Consider the following 18,443-nt stretch of genomic DNA (forward strand, 5'->3'; position numbering starts at 1 on the left):
TGCTCCCCGCGGGCCCGTCGGGTGCCGCGACAGCGGGTTCATCGACGGCGTCGGGCGATGCCGATCCGTGCACGGGCCCGGCCGAGGCTGCTCCCTCCACGCCGTCGGCCGACGTCGGGGGGCGAGGGGGCCGGCGGGGCGCCGGCCGCGCCGCCGGCCGTGGTGTCGGCCGCGCTGCCGGCCGGGACGGGCGGGACGGGCGGGAGCGGGCGGACACGGGAGATCTCGCTCATCACACGGAGTCGCACGCCGGCAGGTGGAGCTGCGGGGGTGGTCGCGGCGAGAGCCGCGGCGACCTCCGCGAGCTCGTCGAGGTCGCCCCGACACTCGGCGCACCGGACGAGGTGCGCCCGGACGGCGACGCGCTCACGCTCGTCCACGGCCCCCAGCGCGTAGGCGCCGAGGAGCCCGTGGGCCGTCGGGTCCGCAGGGGTCACGGGGCTCCCACGACCCGTCGCGCCCGAGCCAGCCCGTCGCGGATCCGGGACTTCACGGTGCCGAGCGGGAGGCGCAGGAGACGGGCGATCTCGGCGTGGCTGTAGCCGTGGAGGTAGGCCAGAGCGAGCACGACCCGTTGCGGCGGGCTCAGGACCACCAGGGTGAGACGGACCTCCTGGGCGTCGAGTCGGCCCAGGAGGAGGTCCACGGTGCTGTCGTGGGCGACCACGCCACTGCGGTGGTGGTGCGCCAGGTCGCGGCGCGAGGAGGCGGCGCTGGTCCGGACGAGGTCGACGGCCCGGTGGCGGACGATGGCCATGATCCACGCGGCCGCGCTGCCCCGGTCGACGTCGAACCGGCCCGCCGACGACCAGACCTGCACGAACGCCTCCTGGAGCACGTCCTCGGCTGCCGTCGGGTCCCTCACCACCCCCAGGGCCACCCCGAACGCGCGGGCGCGGGTGAGGAGGTACAGCTGCTCGAACGCCGCGTGGTCGCCGAGCGAGGTCCTGCGCACGAGGTCGGCTTCCGCCTCGTCGGACGGACCGGGCGGACCGCCGGGGAGGGGGTGCCGCCGTTTGCGGGGAGGCACGACGACGACCTCCGGGGGTCAGGGGTGCGGGCGCGCCGCGACGGTGCGGTCGTGGGGTGGGCCCGCGACGAACGTGGACCCGGGCCTCGGGCCCGGGTCCACGTCGCGGTCACGCTCCGGGCGGACGCCCGGAGCACCCGGCTCAGTCGCCGGGGGTGGTGTTGACGGTGATCTTGGCGATGCCGACGAGGAGGTCCTCGGTGACGGCGTCGGTGCCGAAGGTGTCGTTCAGCAGGCCGGCGGCCACGGGGGAGATGTAGACCTCGGTGCCCTGCAGGGTGGCGGTGTCGCCGCTGGTCTCCAGCGGGTTCAGCGTGCTGCCGTTCAGCGTGAAGATGTAGGCGCTGGTCACGGCGACCTCGCCGTTGACGGTCACGTCGCCGTAGACACGCGAGACGCCCGGGTCGACGTTGAGGTTGGTGATCTCGACGACGGTCTGGTTGTTGCCCTGGCCCGCGGTGAGCGAGAAGCCGGAGTTCTCGTGCTGGATCTGGCCGATCACGTACGGCGAGACCTGGCCCGGCTCGAAGACGGTCACGTTGCCGCCGGTGATCGGGAAGCGCAGGGCGCCGGCGTTGGTGAGCTGGCCGTCGCCGACGGTGCCCGGGGTCAGACCCAGGTCCTCGAGGGCCCCGGTGAAGCCGGCGTCGAGGGCGACCTCGGTGTTGTTGCCGGTCAGCGAGTCGATGGAGGCGACGGGCTGGGGCGGGCCGGACTCCTCGCTGGCCTGGGTGGCGTCGGAGCTCGACGAGCTCGAGGAGGACTCGGCGGCCGAGGCGTTCTCGCTCTCGCTGCTGCAGGCGGCCAGCGAGCCGGTGGTGATCGCGACGAGGGCGGCCGCGGCGAGGCCGCGACGGAGACGGGAGGTGCGGACGATGCTCATGTGCGTGTGGCTCCTTGGGTGGATGTCCTGGTGATGGTGGTGGTTCGTCACCACCCACCGATCGGGTTGGTGTGACGCGCGACTCACACCCTCCGAAGGGGGCCGGACAGGCGGCTCAGGAGACGAGCTTGAGCCCGACGATGCAGCCCACCAGGCCCAGCAGGAGGGCCACCTTGACGAGGTCGGTGGACTCCTCGCCGGTGACCATCGCGTACGCGACCGTCAGGGTCGCGCCGACGCCCACCCACACGGCGTACGACGTGCCGACGGGCAGGGTGCGCATCGCGTAGGCGAGCCCCGCCATGCTCGCGACGATCGCGACGCCGAAGACGACGGTGGGCCCGACGCGCGTGAACCCCTCGGAGCGGCCGAGGGCGGTTGCCCAGACCGCCTCCAGGACGCCGGACAGGACCAGGACGATCCAGGCCACGACGCCCCCTCAGCCCCGGGCCTCGAGGACGGCGCGTGCCGCGTCGTGGCCGCCGAGCCCGCTGACGGCTCCGCCGCGGCGCGCACCGGAGCCGCAGAGCAGGACGGGGTCGGCGTCGGTCTGCACGCCCCAGCGCTGCGCGGGGGTGTCGAGGGCGGCGCGGCTCGACGCCCAGGGCCAGTCGAGGTCGCCGTGGAAGATGTGGCCGCCGGGCAGCGCCAGCTCGCGCTCGAGGTCCGGTGGTGTCCTGGCCTCCAGGCAGAGGGCGCCGTCCGCGTCGCGGGCCAGGCAGTCCTCGAGCGGCTCGGCGAGGTGCCGCTGCAGCCCGGCCAGCGCCCGGCGCACGGCCTCGGCCTTGACCGCCTCGGCGTCGGGTCCCTCGAACAGGTGCGACGGCGTGTGGAGCCCGAAGTAGGTCAGGGTGTGCTGCCCGGCGGGGGCGGACGGGCCGAGGATCGAGGGGTCGCTGAGGGAGTGGCAGTAGACCTCGCCGGGGATGCGGTCCGGCAGGCGGCCCGCGGCGGCGTCGGCGGCGGCCGCCTCGAGCGCGGCGTACCCCTCGTCGAGGTGCAGCGTGCCCGCGAACGCGACCTCCGGGTCCACCCCGGAGGCGAGCCGGGGCAGGCGGTCGAGCAGCAGGTTGATCTTGAGCTGGGCCCCGACCGGCTTGGTGCCCGGCTCGGGCTCCTCGCCGCGCAGGATCCGCAGCACCCAGGGGGCGACGTTGGCGAGAACGTGCCGTGCGGCGACCTCGTGGCGACCGTCCGCGTCGTCCCACGTGACGGTCGCGCCGGTGCCGTCGGTCGCGGTGTCGATGCGGGAGACCCCGGCGCCGGTGAGCACGGTGGCGCCGAGGGCCACCGCGCGGTCGCGCAGGGCGGTCGTCACCGCGCCCATGCCGCCCACGGGCACCCGCCACTCGCCGGTGCCGTTGCCGATCACGTGGTAGAGGAAGCAGCGGTTGGCCACGAGCGAGGGGTCCTCGAGCGACACCGAGGTGCCGATCAGCCCGTCGGTGGCGATCGTGCCCCGCACCAGGTCGTCGTCGAAGCGCTCGCGGACCGTGAGCCCGAGCGGCGTGGTCACCAGCTCGCGCCAGACCCGCTCGTCGACGGCGGCGCGCACGTCGGCCTCCCGGGGCAGGGGCTGCATCAGCGTGGGCGCGACGGCGGCCGCGAGACCGGCGACGTCGGCGTCGAACGCCCGCCACTGCTCGTACGCCGCGTCCGACCCGGTGACCTCGGCGAAGGAGCGTCGCGTCGCGTCGCCCTCCGGGCGCTCCACGAGCAGACCGGTGGCGCGACCGTCCATCGACAGCGGCGAGTAGGACGCCGTGCGTCGGCTGAGGAGCCTCAGGTCGAGCCCGAGGTCGGCGATCATCGCGTCGGGCAGCACCGAGACCAGGTAGCTGTAGCGCGAGAGCCGCGCCTCGTGGCCGCGGAACGCCTGGGCGGACACGGCGGCCCCGCCGGTGTGGCCGAGACGCTCGAGGACGAGGACCGACAGGCCGGCGCGGGCCAGGTAGCAGGCGGCGACGAGGCCGTTGTGGCCTCCGCCGACGACCACGACGTCGTGGGGTGCGGGCATGGGCGTCAACCTAGGGCACCGCCGCGCGGGGTCGTCGGGCGTGCCGCGACGCACGGGCACGGCGGCGCGGGCCCACCGACGGGCCCACCGACGCGTGTGGCCCCGTCCCGAGCGGGACGGGGCCACACGACCGAGTGGGGTGAACGACGGGACTTGAACCCGCGACATCCGCGACCACAACGCGGCGCTCTACCAGCTGAGCTACGCCCACCACGGCGGCACGCGGTCACCCCGCGAGCCGGGAAGGATCATAGCGGGCCCCTCAGGACGGAGCCGAACCGGCGCTCTCCTCGCCGGGCGCCTCGCCCGGGGCGGCGGGCTCGCCGAGACCGGTGAGCGCCCCGGCGTGCCGCGCCGCGACCTGCCGGGCGGTGTTGCTGTCGGGCCCGGGGGACGGCACGAAGACCGCCTCGCGGTAGTAGCGCAGCTCCTCGATGCTCTCGCGGATGTCCGCGAGGGCGCGGTGGTTGCCGCGCTTCGCGGGGGCCTGGAAGTAGGCACGCGGGAACCAGCGTCGGGCCAGCTCCTTGATCGAGGACACGTCGACGATCCGGTAGTGGAGGGCCGACTCGAGGTCGGGCATGTCCCGGGCGATGAAGGCACGGTCGGTGCCGACCGAGTTGCCCGCCAGGGGCGGTCGGGTGCCGTCCGGGCAGTGCGCACGGACGTAGGCCAGCACCTCGGCCTCGGCCTCGGCGAGGCTCACACCCTGCTCGAGCTCCTCGAGCAGGCCCGAGGAGCGGTGCATCTCGGTGACGTACTCGCCCATCTGCTCCAGGGCCTCCGCCGGGGGCCGGATGATGATGTCCACGCCCTCGCCCAGGACCTTCAGGTCGTAGTCCGTGACGAGGGCGGCGATCTCGACCAGGGCGTCCGCCCCCATGTCGAGGCCGGTCATCTCGCAGTCGATCCACACCAGTCGCTCGTTCACGAGGGGTCACCCTACGGCCACCGTTCAGCGACGCCTCAGGATCGCTGGCTAGCGTGAGGCCCCGTCGGGCCCCACGAGTGCGCCCGCGACCCGATCACGACCGGCAGACCACACCCAGGGAGAGCACCGGCAGATGGCCACGAAGGGCAACGGCGGAGGGGGCCGCGGGGCCTCCGCGAAGGCGGCGGCGGTCCGCGCCGAGCAGCAGCGCAAGGAGCGCAGGCGCGTCCTGGTGATGGGCGGCGTCGTGGTCGCGGTCCTCGTGATCATCGTCGGCGGCGCGTTCTTCGTCGCGACCAGCGGCGGCTCGCAGGTCGACGGCGAGGACGTCCCGGCCGCGGCCTCGAGCGACTACGGCCTGGCCGTCGGCGAGGAGGACGCCCCGACGCAGGTCGTCATCTACGAGGACTTCCTGTGCCCGGTCTGCGGCGCCTTCGAGGAGCAGACCAACGACGATCTGACGCAGGCCGCGGCCGACGGGGAGGTCCTCGTGGAGTACCGACCCTTCGAGCTGCTCGGCCGCATCGGCGACTACTCCAAGCGCGCCACCAACGCCTTCGCCGTCGTGCTGGAGGAGTCCGGCCCCGAGGTCGCCAAGGCCTTCCACGACGAGCTGTACGCCGACCAGCCCTCCGAGAGCGCCGAGGAGTTCCCCGACGACGACTGGCTGGTCGAGAAGGCGGTGGCCGCGGGCGCCGAGGAGGCCGAGGTGCGCCCCGGCATCGAGGACCTCGCCATGGAGGACTGGGTCGACTCCGCGACCGCCGAGGCCGAGGCCGCGGGCGTGACGGGCACCCCGACCGTCCTCGTCGACGGCGAGCCCGTCGGTGGTCAGACCATCGACGAGGTCGCCCAGAACACCCTGGACGCGATCGGCGGCTGAGCCGGCCGGGCCGACCCCGCACGGGGCCGGCCGACGACGCGCAGGAGCCCGCCCGGGAATGATCGGGCGGGCTCCTGCTTTGTCCTCGGTGAGCGGGGCGCGACGACGTGCCCCAGGGAGGACGTCGATGAGCGAGCAGACCGAGACCACCGAGGCCCGGGCCACGATCGGCCTGACCGGCCTCGCGACGATGGGGCGCAACCTCGCCCGCAACATCGCGCGCAACGGCTTCACCGTCGCGGTCCACAACCGGACGGCCGCGAAGACGACGGCCCTGCTGGACGAGTTCGGTGACGAGGGTGACTTCGTCGGCTCCGAGAGCCTCGAGGACTTCGTCGCCTCGATCCAGCGGCCCCGCGCGATCATCATCATGGTCAAGGCCGGCGACGCCACCGACGCCGTCATCGACGACCTCCTGCCGCTCCTCGACGAGGGCGACATCGTGGTGGACGGCGGCAACGCCCACTACGAGGACACCCGGCGGCGCGAGAAGGCGCTGGCCGAGAAGGACGTCCACTTCGTCGGCATGGGTGTCTCCGGCGGCGAGGTCGGGGCCCTGGAGGGTCCCTCGATCATGGTCGGCGGGTCCGAGCACGCCTACGAGACCCTCGGCCCGGTGGTCGAGAAGATCGCCGCGCAGGTCGACGGCACGCCGTGCGCCACCCACGTCGGTCCCGACGGCGCGGGCCACTTCGTGAAGATGGTCCACAACGGCATCGAGTACGCCGACATGCAGCTGATCGCCGAGTCCTATGACCTGCTGCGCAACGTGCTGGGCCTCGACCCCGCCGAGATCGCCCGCGTCTTCGAGGACTGGAATTCCGGCGACCTGGAGTCGTTCCTCATCGAGATGACCGCCGACGTGCTGGCCCACGTGGACGCCGAGTCCGGCAAGCCGTTCGTCGACGTCGTCGCCGACGAGGCCGAGCAGAAGGGCACCGGCCGCTGGACGGTCCAGACCGGTCTCGAGCTGGGTGTGCCGATCACCGGCATCGCGGAGGCGACGTTCGCCCGCAGCCTGTCCGGCCACGTCGACCAGCGCGAGGCCGCGCGGTCCATGTTCGCCGAGGACCCCGAGGAGACGCCGGCCGACGCGATCGGGGACCGCGACGCCTTCGTCGAGCAGGTCCGTCTCGCGCTGTACGCCTCCAAGATCGTCGCCTACGCGCAGGGCTTCGACATGATCCGCACCGGCGCCGAGCAGTTCGACTGGGACATCGACCTGGGGTCGATGGCCACCATCTGGCGCGGTGGCTGCATCATCCGCGCCCGCTTCCTCGACCGGATCCGCGAGGCCTTCGCGGACGAGCCGGACCTCACCACCCTGATGACCAACGGCTTCTTCGCCGACGCCCTCCACGAGGGCGTCGACGCGTGGCGCCACGTGGTCGCGACCGCCGCCCGCACCGGCGTGCCCGTCCCGGCGTTCGGCTCCTCGCTCTCGTACTTCGACGGGCTGCGCCGCGACCGGCTGCCCGCCTCGCTCATCCAGGGGCTCCGCGACAACTTCGGCGCCCACACCTACCGACGGACCGACAAGGACGGCGTCTTCCACACCCTGTGGGCCGGCGACCGTTCGGAACAGGACGCCTCGTGACCAGCTCCACCACCACCCCGGACGCCGCTGCCTCGGGCTCCTTCTCCCTCGGCGGCGACCTGCCGGTCAACCGCCTCGGCTTCGGCACGATGCAGCTCACCGGCGAGGGCGTCTGGGGCCCGCCGAAGGACCACGACGAGGCGGTCGCCGTCCTGCGGCGTGCGGTCGAGCTCGGGGTGACGCTCTTCGACACCGCCGACTCCTACGGCCCGACCGTCGCCGAGGAGCTGCTCCGCGAGGCGCTGCACCCCTACGCCGACGACGTCGTCGTCGCGACGAAGGCGGGCCTCACCCGCACCGGGCCGGGCCAGTGGGTGCCCGTGGGGCGCCCGGCGTACCTGCGTCAGCAGTGCGAGCTGAGCCTGCGCCGCCTCGGCCTCGACCGCATCGACCTCTTCCAGCTGCACCGCATCGACCCCGAGGTCGCGCTGGAGGACCAGGTGGGCGAGCTGCTCGCGCTGCGCGACGAGGGCAAGATCCGCCACATCGGCCTGTCCGAGGTCGACGTCGACCAGCTGGCGATGGCCCAGACGATCGCGCCCATCGCGTCGGTGCAGAACCTGTACAACCTCGCCAACCGCGACGCCGAGACCCTGCTGGAGCACTGCGAGGCCCACGACGTCGCGTTCATCCCGTGGTTCCCCCTGGCGACGGGCGCCCTGTCGAAGTCGGACGGGCCGCTCGCGGACGCGGCCGAGCGCCACGACGCCTCGCCGTCCCAGCTCGCGCTCGCCTGGCTGCTGCAGCGGTCCCCGGTGATGCTGCCCATCCCGGGGACGTCGAGCCGGGCCCACCTCGAGGACAACGTGGCCGCGGCGCACGTGGAGCTCACGGGCGACGAGTACGCCGCCCTGGAGCGGGTCTCGGCGGACTGACGCGGTGTCACGGGTGTTCTGGCACTATCGAGGCATGCGAAGGCTCCGCCGGTGAAGGCGCTGTGGGACCTGGTGAAGAAGCCGGTCGGATGGGTCCTGCTGGTCGTCGGCATCGCCGCGCTGCCGCTGCCCGGCCCGGGCGCGCTGATCATCCTGCTGGCGGTCCTCGTGCTGTCGCAGTCCTACGAGTGGGCCGACCGGCGCCTCGACAGCGTGAAGGCCTGGGCGCTGAAGGGCGCCGCGGACTCGGTGCAGAGCTGGCCGCGGATCCTGGCCTCCCTGGTCGGAGTCGCGTGGCTCGTCGGCTTCGGCACCTACTGGGTGATGCAGCCGCCGAAGCCCGCGTGGTGGGCGTTGCCCGACTGGAGCTGGCTGCCCTACACGGGCACGCTGCCGGACTGGACGTGGCTGCCCGGCGGCGTCTTCGCGGGGGCGACCCTGATCTTCTCGGGCGTCGTCGCGCTGGCGATCCTCGTCTACTCGTGGGTGAAGTTCCGCAACTCCCCGGCCCCCGAGGCCGAGGCCGAGCGGGCGGTCCACGGCGAGGTCGACTGACCTCGACCCACGCTGGCACGAACCTGCCAGACGGGTGACGATCGTGACCCCTGGCGGTTACGATCGTTTACTAGTCATCAACTTCCGTCGTTCGTCGACGGACGCGACAGGCGATGGGCCATCAGGGCCCGGGGGGCTGTCGTAGGCCTGGGGGGGCAGCGTGGCAAGTGCAACGACCGGTGCCCGCGTGACGTACGCGGACACCCTGTCGACCGTGACCGAGACGCTCCGGCACGCCGTGAGGGCGTCCGGCGTCACCATCGATTGCGTGCGTGGAGACGACCCGCCCGCCCCACCCGGCGGGTCCACGTACTCGCTGGAGGTGGGGACGCGCGGCAGCGTCCGGTGGCGCGTCGGCGTGGAGCGGGAGGACCCGCTCGACGAGACCGAGAAGGGCCTCGTGGCGGGGCTCGCCCGGCTGCTGCGGGCCGCGCTGACGGCGGCCGAGGACCACGACACGAGCCGTCGGCTCGCCGACCTCGTCGACGCCACGCTGCTCGAGCTCGACACGATGATCGGCGCGACCGTCGAGGAGCGCATGGTCAAGGTGGCCCGCGAGGTCGCCGAGGTCCTGGACGTGACCGGCTGGGCGGTGCGGATCCTCGTCGACGGCGAGTGGATGCTCGTCGCCCACGAGCACCGACGCGGCTTCCTCCACGACCCGCTGACGGCGTGGGGGCCCTTCGACCCCCGCTCGCTCGCGCTGGAGGAGGGCTCGATCGCCCTGGGCGCCGACGACGACAGCGCCGTGGGGGCGGCGCTGCGCCACTGCGGCCTCGGGTCGTTGGTCGCGGCCGCCGGCTTCGACCCCGACGCCGTGTCGTGGACGATGTGCATGGTCGGCGACGAGGTCTCGGGGGACCTGGCGCCCGGGCGTACGGCGCTCGCGGCCCTCGTGCCGGCCGCCCTCGGCTTCCCGCTGCCGCCCCGCAGCGGCGGCCTCCTGCGGTCCGTGGGCTGACCCGGCCGAGCGGGCCGAGGCGGTCGTCCGCGCTACTCGATGAGCCGGACCGGGTCGCCCTCGAGCGAGGCGTCCCAGGTGGTGACGTCGGTGATGGTGCCGCCGAGCTCGACACGGATCTTGAACCAGCACCCGGACTGGGTGGTGTCGGTGCAGGTGTAGTCGTCGGGGATCGGGATGGACATCCGCTGCAGCTGGCCGTTGTGGGTCTTGCGACTCACCTTCACCGAGCAGCCGACGTCCGCTGGCGCGAACGTCGCGTCGTTGAGGGCCTGCGTGCAGCCGGTCAGCCCGGTGGTGGTGATCGTTCCCGTGGCGTCGACGGGTGGGAGGACCGTGACCTTGCCGGGCTGCGTGGTGGTCTCGTTGACGTCGGCGGAGTCGAAGAACTCGAACGAGATGCTCTGGCCCGCGGCGGAGGGCAGGACGCGCAGCATGTGGAACTCGGCGACCGTGCCCGGCGCGTTCTGCAGCATCGGCATCCGAGCCCACCCCGAGACCGCCACCTGATCGTTCGACGGGGCGATCGCCCGGAGGGCGAAGGCGTTGGCGCCGTTGCCGGTCGTGCGGGCACCCGTGGCGAGGAGGACGTTCGGGTTGTTGCGGTAGACGATCGGCGTCGCTGTGCCGTTCGACTCGGGCACACCTCCGAGCTCCACGTTCGTCCGTACCTGGACGAAGTAGTTGCCGGCGCGCGTCGGCGTGAAGCTGCAGAGGTCCACCCACTGGCGGAAGGTCTTGGCCGCGGCGTCGTTGTAGCTGCCGCTGGAGCTGGTGAGGTTGTTGGTCGACGGGGCCGTGGTGTAACCGCGGAACTGGGCGGTGCACCCGGCGATACCCGGACCCTCCATCGGGTCGGAGGCGTCGTTGGCCCCGCGCAGGGCGAAGGAGGTGACGGGTGCTGCCTTGCTCGTGTTGAGCGAGACGTCGCCGGTGCAGAACGGTCGCGTGCTGCCGGAGCCGCTGAGGTAGCGGGTGCGGGCGTCCGTCGTGTACTTGTTGGCGGTGTTGCTCATCGAGGTCACGTTCGTGGGCATGTTCAGCGTGCAGCTCGTGCCCGTGTGGTAGAACGCCGGATCGAAGATCTGGAGCCGGACGGACTTCCCGATGAGCGCGGAGGTCACACGGACGGCGAAGAAGTAGCCCTCCGGGTAGGTCGCTTCGCTGTTCCTCGAGGCGGCGCATCCGTAGGTCGCACTGAATCCTGGATCCGCCGGACCGCACGGCGTCGTGCTGTAGCGGTCGCCGCTCGCCTTGTCGGTGTCGGGACCCTCGATGGCGCCCCACAGGTTCGGCTGGCTCGCGCACGTCGACTGCCCGAGCCGGGGGCCCGAGTTGGCGTCAGACCCTCCGAGCGGCTCGTTGCCGAAGGTGTTGCAGGGGGAGCCCATCGGGGCCGGGCTGGTGTAGTCGGCCGCAGCGCGGCGCCCGACTGTCGCGGTGTCGACGCCGATCGCGGCGCCGAACTGGTTGTCGACCTCCGTGGAGATGGTGACGTCCAGCTGGCTCCGGCGCTCGCCGTACCCGACGGTGACCTCGGCGTTGACGCCGTGCTCGTATCCGTTCAGCTCGGCGCTCTTGCGGGCCGTCGTCACCGCCTTGGCCATGTTGTCCGGCAGGTAGACGACCCCGGCCAGGGCGGCGGCGTCGGCCGCCGTCTGGACACGCTCCGCCTCGACGTACCACCGGGCCACGTCGACGCCAATGGCGGCCAGTCCGAGCATCACGCTGGAGAACAGGATCGCCACCACGAGCGCGACGTAGCCGGCCTCGTCGCGGGTCCGGCGACGGGTCACGAGCCGCACTCCTCGACCGTCAGGGGCTCGAAGCTCATCACCGCGTGGTCGTCGACCGGGAGCGAGTCGGGGAACCCCGGCCACAGCTTGAACCCGACCACCCAGGGGTGGGTCGTCATCAGGCGCACGCCGACGCGCCGACCCTCGGTCGCGCACACGTCGGTCGCGACCTCGCTCCACGCGCCCCCGCCGTACCGGAAGGCGCCGCGCGCCTCCGACCAGACGTAGCGCACGCACTGCGTGGCGCAGGTCGCGGTCTCCATGCTGGTCGCGGCGTTGGGGAAGCCGTCGTCGTTGGCGTCGTAGATCCAGATCTCGTCGACCTGGTCGGTGGGCAGGGCGTTGCCGTTGGTCTCCATGGCGTCCGCGGCCAGCTGGGCGAAACGGGGGGTCGTGCCCGGGGCGCAGGGCACCTCGCCGTCACAGAGCGCCTCGCCCGCACCGGGGGCGGCCGACGCGATCCGGGCGCCCACCCGCGAGGCGGAGGCGACGGCGACGTTGTCTTTCATCAGGAACGCCATCTCGATGATCCCGAACACCATCAGCAGCAGCACGGGCGTCACGAGCGCGGCCTCGACCGCCGCCGCGCCGCGCTGGTCGCGGCGCCTGGGGGCACGCCTCATCGTCTGCCTCTTGCCGGTGGGGGGATGTGCCCGAACGGTAGGACGAGGCGGGCTCCCGGCGCCGGTGAATCGGGAATCTGTGTGGGCCCACGAGGTTGTCATCGGCACCCGTGCGGGGCACGGGGGAGCGACAGCCCGACCGGACGATCACAGGAGAACCCCACATGAGCGGAGTCGTACGACGCGGACTGGTGGCCGGCGCAGCCGGCACCACGGCGCTGAACGCGGTCACCTACCTGGACATGGCGGTGCGCGGGCGGCCGGCGAGCGACCTGCCCGAGCAGACCGTCGAGGGGCTGATCGAGGCCGCGGGCGGGGCGATCGGCGGCTCCGGGGCGAGGTACGACGCGCGCCGCACCGCGCTCGGCGCGGTGGGTGGCATCACCGCGGGGCTCGCGACCGGCCTGGTGGCGAGCGTGGCCCGGCGCGCGGGGCTGCGACTGCCCTTCCTGCTCTCGGCGGCCGCGACCGGCGCCGTGGCCATGGCGGCCTCCGACGGTCCGGCGGCGCTGGTCGGGGCCACGGACCCGTCGACGTGGTCCGTCGACGACTGGGTGGCCGACGCCGTGCCCCACCTCGTCATGGGAGCCGTGACCGTCGCTGCGCTGCGCGCGCAGGACCCCCGGCCCACGCCGGCCGAGCGGGCGGTGACGCTGCCCCCGCCCTCCCGCGCGAGCGCCCGGCTGGTGGCCCGCTCCTTCGCCCTCGGCTCGGCGGCCGGGGCCCGGACCATGCTCGGCATCGCCGGGCCGGTCTACTCGGGTCGGGCCGGGGCGACCGCGGTGTCGTCCGCCACGCTGATGCTCGTGGGCGAGATGGCGGCCGACAAGTCCCCGGTCGTCCCGAGCCGGCTCGACGGTGGCGCCCTCTACGGGCGCGTCGCCGCCGGTGCGGCCGGCGCCCGGATGCTCGCGCGGCGCGACGGCGCGCGCACGCTGGTGCCCACGGTGGCGGGCGGCCTCGGTGCCCTCGCCGGGTCGTTCGCCGGTGCCGGCTGGCGCTCGCGCGCCACCGGCCTCATGCCCAACTGGGCCGCCGGGCTGGTCGAGGACGGCGTCGCTGTCGGCGTCGCCGCCCTCGCCTGCCGCGGGAGCGCTCGGGGCTGACCCCCGGCGATCAGGACGAGGTCGACGGCTCCGGCGCGCCCTCGGGGGCCGCGGGGCCCTCGGGGGCCGCGGGGCCCTCGGGGGCCGCGGGGCCGTCGGGGTCCTGGGGGTCCTCCGGGGCGCCCGGGCCATCGGCGCCGGGACCGCCCTCACCGTCGTGCCGGTCGTGCTCGCCCCGCGGGTGCGGCGCGTCCTGGTCATCGCCGTGGGGACCGGGGCCGCCGGGGCCGATCGCGCCGGGCGCAGGTGGCCCGTCCGGCCCACCGGGACCGCACGCGGCGAGCCCACCCTCCTCGGGCGCCGACGGCGCCGCTCCGTCGGGCGTCGAGGGCGTCTCGCCCTCGGGCGCCGACGGCGCCGCTCCCTCGGGTGCGGACGACGTCCCGGGCGCCGGGGAGTCGCTCCCCGTGCCGCCGGCCGCGACCTGGGTGGTCGCCTCCGACCGGTCGGCGAGGGCCGGGCCGCCGAGCCCGAGGGCCAGCCCGGCCAGCGCGCCGACGCCGAGGCCGGTGATCACCCCCGTGCGCCAGGTGCGGCGGGCGCCGCGGCCCGGGGCGACGTCCGACCCGACGGCCTCGATCCGGGTGGTGTCGGCGTCGGTGCGGGGCAGGCGCTGGGTGGGCTCGCGGTCGGGGTCGGTGGGTCGGTCCATGTCGGTGTCCTCCGGTGGTGGGTGGGGATGGGTACGGGCGTGCGGGCGATCAGCGGACGGCGTCGCCGACGAGGCGCTCGGCGTCGCGCAGGGCCCGGTGGGGGACCGGCGCGACCTCGAGCAGCGCCGTGTGGCGCACGGCGCGCTCGGCGACGGCGGGTCCCCACGTCGCGGTGGCCGCGACGGCGACCCAGGCCACGACGAGGGTGCCGATCGCGGCGCCGACGCCGGCGAGCAGGCCGCCGCCGCGTCGCAGCGCGGCGGCGAAGGCGAGGACGACGACGCCGAGCACGACGAGGTCGACCAGGGTGAGGTCGGCGAGGGTGGTCATGGCGACGACGCTGACCGCCGTACCTGAAGACGACCTCAAGGACGGCCGCCGACGTCGCGGACTTCAGGTGTTCTTCAGCCGCGGGTGGTCACACTGGTGCGGTGCCCCGCCCCGAGTCCAGCGCCGTAGTCCGGCTGATGCTCGTCGAGGACGACGCCGCCATCCGCGAGTCCCTGGCGGCCGCGCTGCGGGCCGCCGGCTACGAGGTGCGAGCCCTCGCCGACGGCGAGGACCTGGAGGCGGAGCTCGCCTCCTACCGCCCCGCGATGGTGCTGCTCGACTGGATGCTGCCGGGACGCGACGGCCCGGCCCTGGTCGAGGTCGTCCGGTCCCGCTCGGCGGCCGGGGTCATCATGCTCACCGCCCGGGAGGCGGTCGCCGACCGGCTGCGCGGCTTCGAGGCCGGGGTCGACGACTACCTCGCCAAGCCCTTCGCGACCGAGGAGCTGCTCGCCCGCACCAAGGCGGTCCTGCGCCGCCTCGGTGCCGTCCCGGCCACCGTGCGCGTCGGCGACCTCGTCATCGACGAGGGCGCCGGCCTGGTGGAGCGTGCCGGGCAGCGGGTGCCGCTGACGGCCACGGAGTTCCGTCTGCTGTGCTTCCTCGCCGACCACCGCGACCGGGTGCTCTCGCCCGGCCAGATCCTCACCCAGGTCTGGGGCTACGAGGAGTACGCCGACAACCTGGTGCAGGTCCACGTCAGCGCGCTGCGCCGCAAGACCGAGGCCCTGGGCCCGCGACTGGTCCACACCGAGCGCGGGCTGGGGTACGTGCTGCGCGCCCCCGCCGACCAGTCCACGTGAGCCGGACGACGGGTGGCGCGGGCCTGCGCACGCCCTCGCTGCGCCGCCGGGTCACCGCGGTCGTCCTGGTCGCGCTCGCCGTGGTGCTCGTGGTGCTGGTCGTCGGCACCGACCGCGCCCTCGCCTCACGGCTCGAGTCGCAGCTGCGCGAGCGGATGGTCGATCGCGCCGGCTTCGCCCAGGACCTCGCCGACGAGCTCGACGCCCCCGAGCTCGCCCAGAGGCTCGAGGGCGACGGCATCTCGGTGCGGGTCACCGACGACGACGGCGACACCTACGCCGCCGGCCCGCTCGCCGGGCGCGGGGTCACCCCGGACGCCGGTCCGGGACGGGCCACCGACGAGGGGCCCGGCCCCGGTGTGCCGCTGCGACGAGGGCCCGGCCCGGGCGGCCCCGGGGCGGCCGCCGACGACGTCGTCGTCGACGGCGACCTGCTGAGCGTCACCGAGGACCTGGGCGACGGCGCCACCGCGGTCCTGCTGGCCGACGGCTCGTCGGTACGGGAGACCGTCACCCAGGTGCGGGTCGTCCTCGCGGTCACGGCCCTGCTGGTGCTGCTGCTGGCGGCCGCGGCGGTGCCGCTCGTGGTCGCCCGCGCCCTGTCGCCCCTGGACCGGATCACGGAGGTGGCCCGGTCGATCACCCGCGGGGACCGCGGTCGTCGTCTCGACCCGGACCGCCCCGGCTCGGAGCTGGGCCGCACGGCGACGGCCTTCGACGAGATGCTCGACGAGGTGGTGGGCGCCGAGCAGCGCGCCCGCGCCTCGGAGGCGCGGGTGCGGACGTTCCTCTCCGACGCCGCGCACGACCTGCGCACCCCCCTGACCGGCGTGCAGACCGCCGCCGAGCACGTGCTGCGCGACGACCCGCCCCGCGAGGAGCGCGAGCGGGTCCTGACCACCCTGGTGCGGGAGTCGCGCCGGGCCGGCCGGCTCGTCGACGACATGCTCCTGATGACCACCATCGACGCCGGTCTGCGGCTGCGCGCCGACCGCGTCGACCTGCTCGCCCTGGCGCGCGACGTCGTCGCCGCGCGCGAGCTCGGCGCCGCCGGCGTCCGGCTCGAGGTGGCGGGGGAGCCGGTCGTCGTCACCGCGGACCGCGACCGCGTCACCCGCGCCCTCGGCAACCTGGTCGACAACGCGCTCGGCCACGCGCGCTCCGTGGTCCGCCTCGAGGTCGCCCCCGCGGGACCGGTCGGAGGGCCGCGGCACGCGGCCGTCGCCGTCGTCGACGACGGCCCGGGCGTGCCGGGGGCCGACCGGGCGCGGGTCTTCGACCGGATGGTCCGCCTCGACACCGCGCGGACCTCGGGCGGACCGGGTCGCACCGGCGCCGGCCTGGGGCTGCCCATCGCCCGCGGCATCGCCCGGGCCCACGGCGGCGACGTCGTCGTGGGCGACGCGCCGTCGGGCCGGGGCGCGGCGTTCCGGCTCAGCCTGCCGACCGGGGCCCACCCGGCCCCGGGGCGGGCCGTCGACGGGGCCTGAGGCCGTCGGGCACCGGCTCACCCGCCGGGCCACTCCCAGGGCCGGCGGTGGGCGCGTTCGAGCGCCTCCACCCGCTGCTCCAGCCTGCGCCGCTCCGCCCGTTCGACGGCGACCAGCACGACGGTCACGGCCAGCAGCGCGAACAGGCCGAGCCCGAGCATCGTCTCCACGGCCGCACAACGCTTGGCAGGTGCAAGAGTCACGCGGCCCCCGGCTGCCCGGTCGCGCGGCGGCGGTTCAGCGCCCCCGGCAGGACTCGAACCTGCGACCAGCGGATTAGAAGGCCGCTGCTCTATCCAGCTGAGCTACGGAGGCCGAGGTCCCAGTATGGCGGGCCGCCCGGCCCGCCGGCCGTGAGGTCAGCGGCGGTGGGCGGCCATCCACTCGACGATCTCGTCGGGGTCGCGGGGGAGCGCGGCGGACAGGTTCTCGCTGCCGTCCTCGGTGACGAGGATGTCGTCCTCGATGCGGATCCCGATCCCGCGCAGCTCCTCGGGCACGAGCAGGTCGTCGGGCTGGAAGTACAGGCCCGGCTCGACGGTCAGGCACATCCCGGCCGCGAGGTCCCCGCGCGGGTAGACGTCGAGCGAGGCGCTCGCGCAGTCGTGGACGTCCATCCCGAGCATGTGGCTGGTGCCGTGCAGCGTCCAGCGGGCGTAGACCTTGCTGGCCGGGTCGAGGGCCTCCTCAGCCGACACGGGCAGCAGACCGAGGTCCTCGAGCCCGTGGGCGAGCACCTCCATCGCGGCGTGGTGCGCGGCGAGGAAGGCGGCGCCCGGCCGGACGGCGGCGATCCCCGCGGTCTGCGCGGCCAGCACCAGCGAGTAGAGGTCGCGCTGGACACCGGTCCAGGTGCCGCTGACCGGCAGGGTGCGGGTGACGTCGGCGGTGTAGAGGTTGTGGCCCTCGACGCCCATGTCGAGCAGGATCAGCTCGCCGGGGACGACGGGCCCGGAGTTGTCGATCCAGTGCAGGGTCGTGGCGTGCGCGCCGCCGCCGACGATCGCGTCGTAGCCGAGGTCGTTGCCCATCGCGCGGGCACGGCGGAAGAAGGTGCCCTCGATCCAGCGCTCGCCGTGCTCGAGCACGCGGTCCCACTCCGCGACGGAGTCGGTGAAGCCCAGGGTGGTGATGTCGCAGGCCTCCTGCAGCTCGCCGACCTCCCAGGCGTCCTTGACGAGACGCATCTCCGAGAGCACGCGCGCGAGCTCGCCGTCGCGGCCCTCGTCCCCGTCGACGACGCCGTCGACGCGGGCGTCGACCCCGCGGTGGACGCGGGTCTTGCCGCCCCGGCCGAGGGTCTCGTCGAGGTCCGCGACGTGGCGGACCTCGAGACCGAGGGAGTCGCTCATCTCCCGCAGCGACGGCCGGCGTCCGGCCCACAGGTCGCCGTACTGGCGGTCGCGGAAGAACTCGTCGGTCTCGCGGTCCGAGCCCGGACGGGCGTAGAGCACGGCCTCGCCGTCCTCGACCACGAGCACCGCGTCGGAGGTCTGGTTGCCCGAGAGCCAGGTGTGGGCGGTGTCGGACCGGAACCGGTAGTCGGTGTCGTTGCTGCGCACCTTGAAGGTCCCCGACGGCACCACGAGCCGCTCGCCCGGGAAGGCCTCGGCGAGCGCCTGTCGCCGCCCGGCGGCCCACGACGCCACGGGGTGCGGCGCCAGCTCGGTCTCCCGCGAGCCCCAGCCGGTGCGCATGAACGCGGCGTACGCCTCGGGCACCTGGGGGTCGTGCGACTCGGTGCGAGGGGCCTCGTCGCCGTCGTCGAGCGGGTTGACCTGCGGGTTCTCTGCCTGGCTCACCGTCGTCACTCTACGCGGGGTCCCGCGCGCGACCGGGGCCCTCCGATACGCTGCGCGCATGGTGAGCCCGGGTGCAGCGGAGCCTCCGCGCACACCCGCGACCGGGTC

Annotated in this window: 20 protein-coding genes and 2 tRNA genes; 8 read left to right on the forward strand and 14 right to left on the reverse strand. The window is 74.4% G+C overall.

The features are described from left to right. Window positions 1-38: 38 nt before the first annotated feature. From ABD158_RS19265 to orn, 7 genes are all read right to left on the reverse strand, one after another. Complete coding sequence (locus tag ABD158_RS19265) at window positions 39-437, reverse strand: zf-HC2 domain-containing protein (RefSeq protein ID WP_425573181.1); 399 nt, start codon at window positions 435-437, stop codon at window positions 39-41. Continuing rightward, on the reverse strand, window positions 434-955 hold the full coding sequence (locus ABD158_RS10730; RefSeq protein WP_344006940.1) for a sigma-70 family RNA polymerase sigma factor: 522 nt from the start codon (window positions 953-955) through the stop codon (window positions 434-436). Before ABD158_RS10730 ends, ABD158_RS19265 begins: the two co-directional genes overlap by 4 nt. A gap of 217 nt (window positions 956-1,172) precedes the next feature. Next, a complete protein-coding gene (locus tag ABD158_RS10735) occupies window positions 1,173-1,913 on the reverse strand; it encodes a hypothetical protein (RefSeq protein ID WP_344006942.1) in 741 nt (246 codons plus the stop codon). A gap of 115 nt (window positions 1,914-2,028) precedes the next feature. Further along, window positions 2,029-2,343 carry a DMT family transporter gene (locus ABD158_RS10740; RefSeq protein WP_344006944.1) on the reverse strand — a complete coding sequence of 105 codons (315 nt, stop codon included), beginning with the start codon at window positions 2,341-2,343 and terminating at the stop codon, window positions 2,029-2,031. A 9-nt stretch (window positions 2,344-2,352) separates the two neighbouring features. Further along, on the reverse strand, window positions 2,353-3,930 hold the full coding sequence (locus ABD158_RS10745; protein ID WP_344006946.1) for a phytoene desaturase family protein: 1,578 nt from the start codon (window positions 3,928-3,930) through the stop codon (window positions 2,353-2,355). A gap of 135 nt (window positions 3,931-4,065) precedes the next feature. Beyond that, window positions 4,066-4,141 (reverse strand) — tRNA-His (locus ABD158_RS10750). A 51-nt stretch (window positions 4,142-4,192) separates the two neighbouring features. After that, entirely contained in the window at window positions 4,193-4,828 is a 636-nt protein-coding gene (orn, locus tag ABD158_RS10755; protein ID WP_425573185.1) for an oligoribonuclease, read from the reverse strand. Between the two features lie 166 nt (window positions 4,829-4,994). Here orn and ABD158_RS10760 point away from each other — a divergent pair, with 166 nt between their 5' ends. The 5 genes from ABD158_RS10760 to ABD158_RS10780 all read left to right on the forward strand — a co-directional run bounded on the left by ABD158_RS10760 (window position 4,995) and on the right by ABD158_RS10780 (window position 9,732). Beyond that, the gene (locus tag ABD158_RS10760; RefSeq protein WP_344006950.1) at window positions 4,995-5,744 is read left to right on the forward strand and encodes a DsbA family protein; all 750 of its coding nucleotides are present in this window, start codon (window positions 4,995-4,997) and stop codon (window positions 5,742-5,744) included. A gap of 127 nt (window positions 5,745-5,871) precedes the next feature. Then, on the forward strand, window positions 5,872-7,341 hold the full coding sequence (gene gndA / locus ABD158_RS10765) for an NADP-dependent phosphogluconate dehydrogenase (protein WP_344006952.1): 1,470 nt from the start codon (window positions 5,872-5,874) through the stop codon (window positions 7,339-7,341). Further along, the gene (locus ABD158_RS10770; protein WP_344006954.1) at window positions 7,338-8,216 is read left to right on the forward strand and encodes an aldo/keto reductase; all 879 of its coding nucleotides are present in this window, start codon (window positions 7,338-7,340) and stop codon (window positions 8,214-8,216) included. The genes gndA and ABD158_RS10770 overlap by 4 nt, the downstream gene beginning before the upstream one ends. A 51-nt stretch (window positions 8,217-8,267) precedes the next feature. Then, entirely contained in the window at window positions 8,268-8,771 is a 504-nt protein-coding gene (locus tag ABD158_RS10775) for a PGPGW domain-containing protein (RefSeq protein WP_344006956.1), read from the forward strand. Window positions 8,772-9,039: 268 nt separating this feature from the next. Then, a complete protein-coding gene (locus tag ABD158_RS10780) occupies window positions 9,040-9,732 on the forward strand; it encodes a hypothetical protein (RefSeq protein WP_344006958.1) in 693 nt (230 codons plus the stop codon). A 32-nt stretch (window positions 9,733-9,764) separates the two neighbouring features. On the opposite strand, the gene ABD158_RS10785 is transcribed toward ABD158_RS10780, so the two are convergent. Together ABD158_RS10785 and ABD158_RS10790 are read right to left on the reverse strand one after the other, a co-directional pair. Continuing rightward, the gene (locus ABD158_RS10785; RefSeq protein ID WP_344006960.1) at window positions 9,765-11,528 is read right to left on the reverse strand and encodes a pilus assembly protein TadG-related protein; all 1,764 of its coding nucleotides are present in this window, start codon (window positions 11,526-11,528) and stop codon (window positions 9,765-9,767) included. After that, window positions 11,525-12,151: a TadE family protein gene (locus tag ABD158_RS10790; protein WP_344006962.1), complete on the reverse strand. Its 627-nt coding sequence runs from the start codon at window positions 12,149-12,151 to the stop codon at window positions 11,525-11,527. The genes ABD158_RS10785 and ABD158_RS10790 overlap by 4 nt, the downstream gene beginning before the upstream one ends. A gap of 164 nt (window positions 12,152-12,315) precedes the next feature. Between ABD158_RS10790 and ABD158_RS10795 the strand changes: the two genes are divergently transcribed. Continuing rightward, complete coding sequence (locus ABD158_RS10795; RefSeq protein ID WP_344006964.1) at window positions 12,316-13,257, forward strand: hypothetical protein; 942 nt, start codon at window positions 12,316-12,318, stop codon at window positions 13,255-13,257. A gap of 10 nt (window positions 13,258-13,267) precedes the next feature. Here the strand turns inward: ABD158_RS10795 and ABD158_RS10800 are convergent, their stop codons facing one another. Then, a complete protein-coding gene (locus ABD158_RS10800; protein ID WP_344006966.1) occupies window positions 13,268-13,909 on the reverse strand; it encodes a hypothetical protein in 642 nt (213 codons plus the stop codon). A 49-nt stretch (window positions 13,910-13,958) separates the two neighbouring features. Further along, a complete protein-coding gene (locus ABD158_RS10805; protein WP_344006968.1) occupies window positions 13,959-14,240 on the reverse strand; it encodes a hypothetical protein in 282 nt (93 codons plus the stop codon). 101 nt (window positions 14,241-14,341) lie between these two features. Between ABD158_RS10805 and ABD158_RS10810 the strand changes: the two genes are divergently transcribed. After that, window positions 14,342-15,043, forward strand: a complete 702-nt coding sequence (locus ABD158_RS10810; RefSeq protein ID WP_344006970.1) for a response regulator transcription factor — start codon at window positions 14,342-14,344, stop codon at window positions 15,041-15,043. Next, complete coding sequence (locus ABD158_RS10815; protein WP_344006971.1) at window positions 15,040-16,533, forward strand: sensor histidine kinase; 1,494 nt, start codon at window positions 15,040-15,042, stop codon at window positions 16,531-16,533. The genes ABD158_RS10810 and ABD158_RS10815 overlap by 4 nt, the downstream gene beginning before the upstream one ends. A 17-nt stretch (window positions 16,534-16,550) precedes the next feature. Here the strand turns inward: ABD158_RS10815 and ABD158_RS10820 are convergent, their stop codons facing one another. The 3 genes from ABD158_RS10820 to ABD158_RS10830 form a co-directional block, all read right to left on the reverse strand. Next, entirely contained in the window at window positions 16,551-16,703 is a 153-nt protein-coding gene (locus ABD158_RS10820; protein WP_344006973.1) for a hypothetical protein, read from the reverse strand. Between the two features lie 71 nt (window positions 16,704-16,774). Beyond that, window positions 16,775-16,848 (reverse strand) — tRNA-Arg (locus ABD158_RS10825). Window positions 16,849-16,892: 44 nt separating this feature from the next. Further along, complete coding sequence (locus ABD158_RS10830) at window positions 16,893-18,335, reverse strand: aminopeptidase P family protein (protein ID WP_344006975.1); 1,443 nt, start codon at window positions 18,333-18,335, stop codon at window positions 16,893-16,895. Window positions 18,336-18,443: the final 108 nt, after the last annotated feature.

Source organism: Nocardioides lentus, assembly GCF_039529515.1.
Taxonomy (GTDB): Bacteria; Actinomycetota; Actinomycetes; order Propionibacteriales; family Nocardioidaceae; genus Nocardioides; species Nocardioides lentus.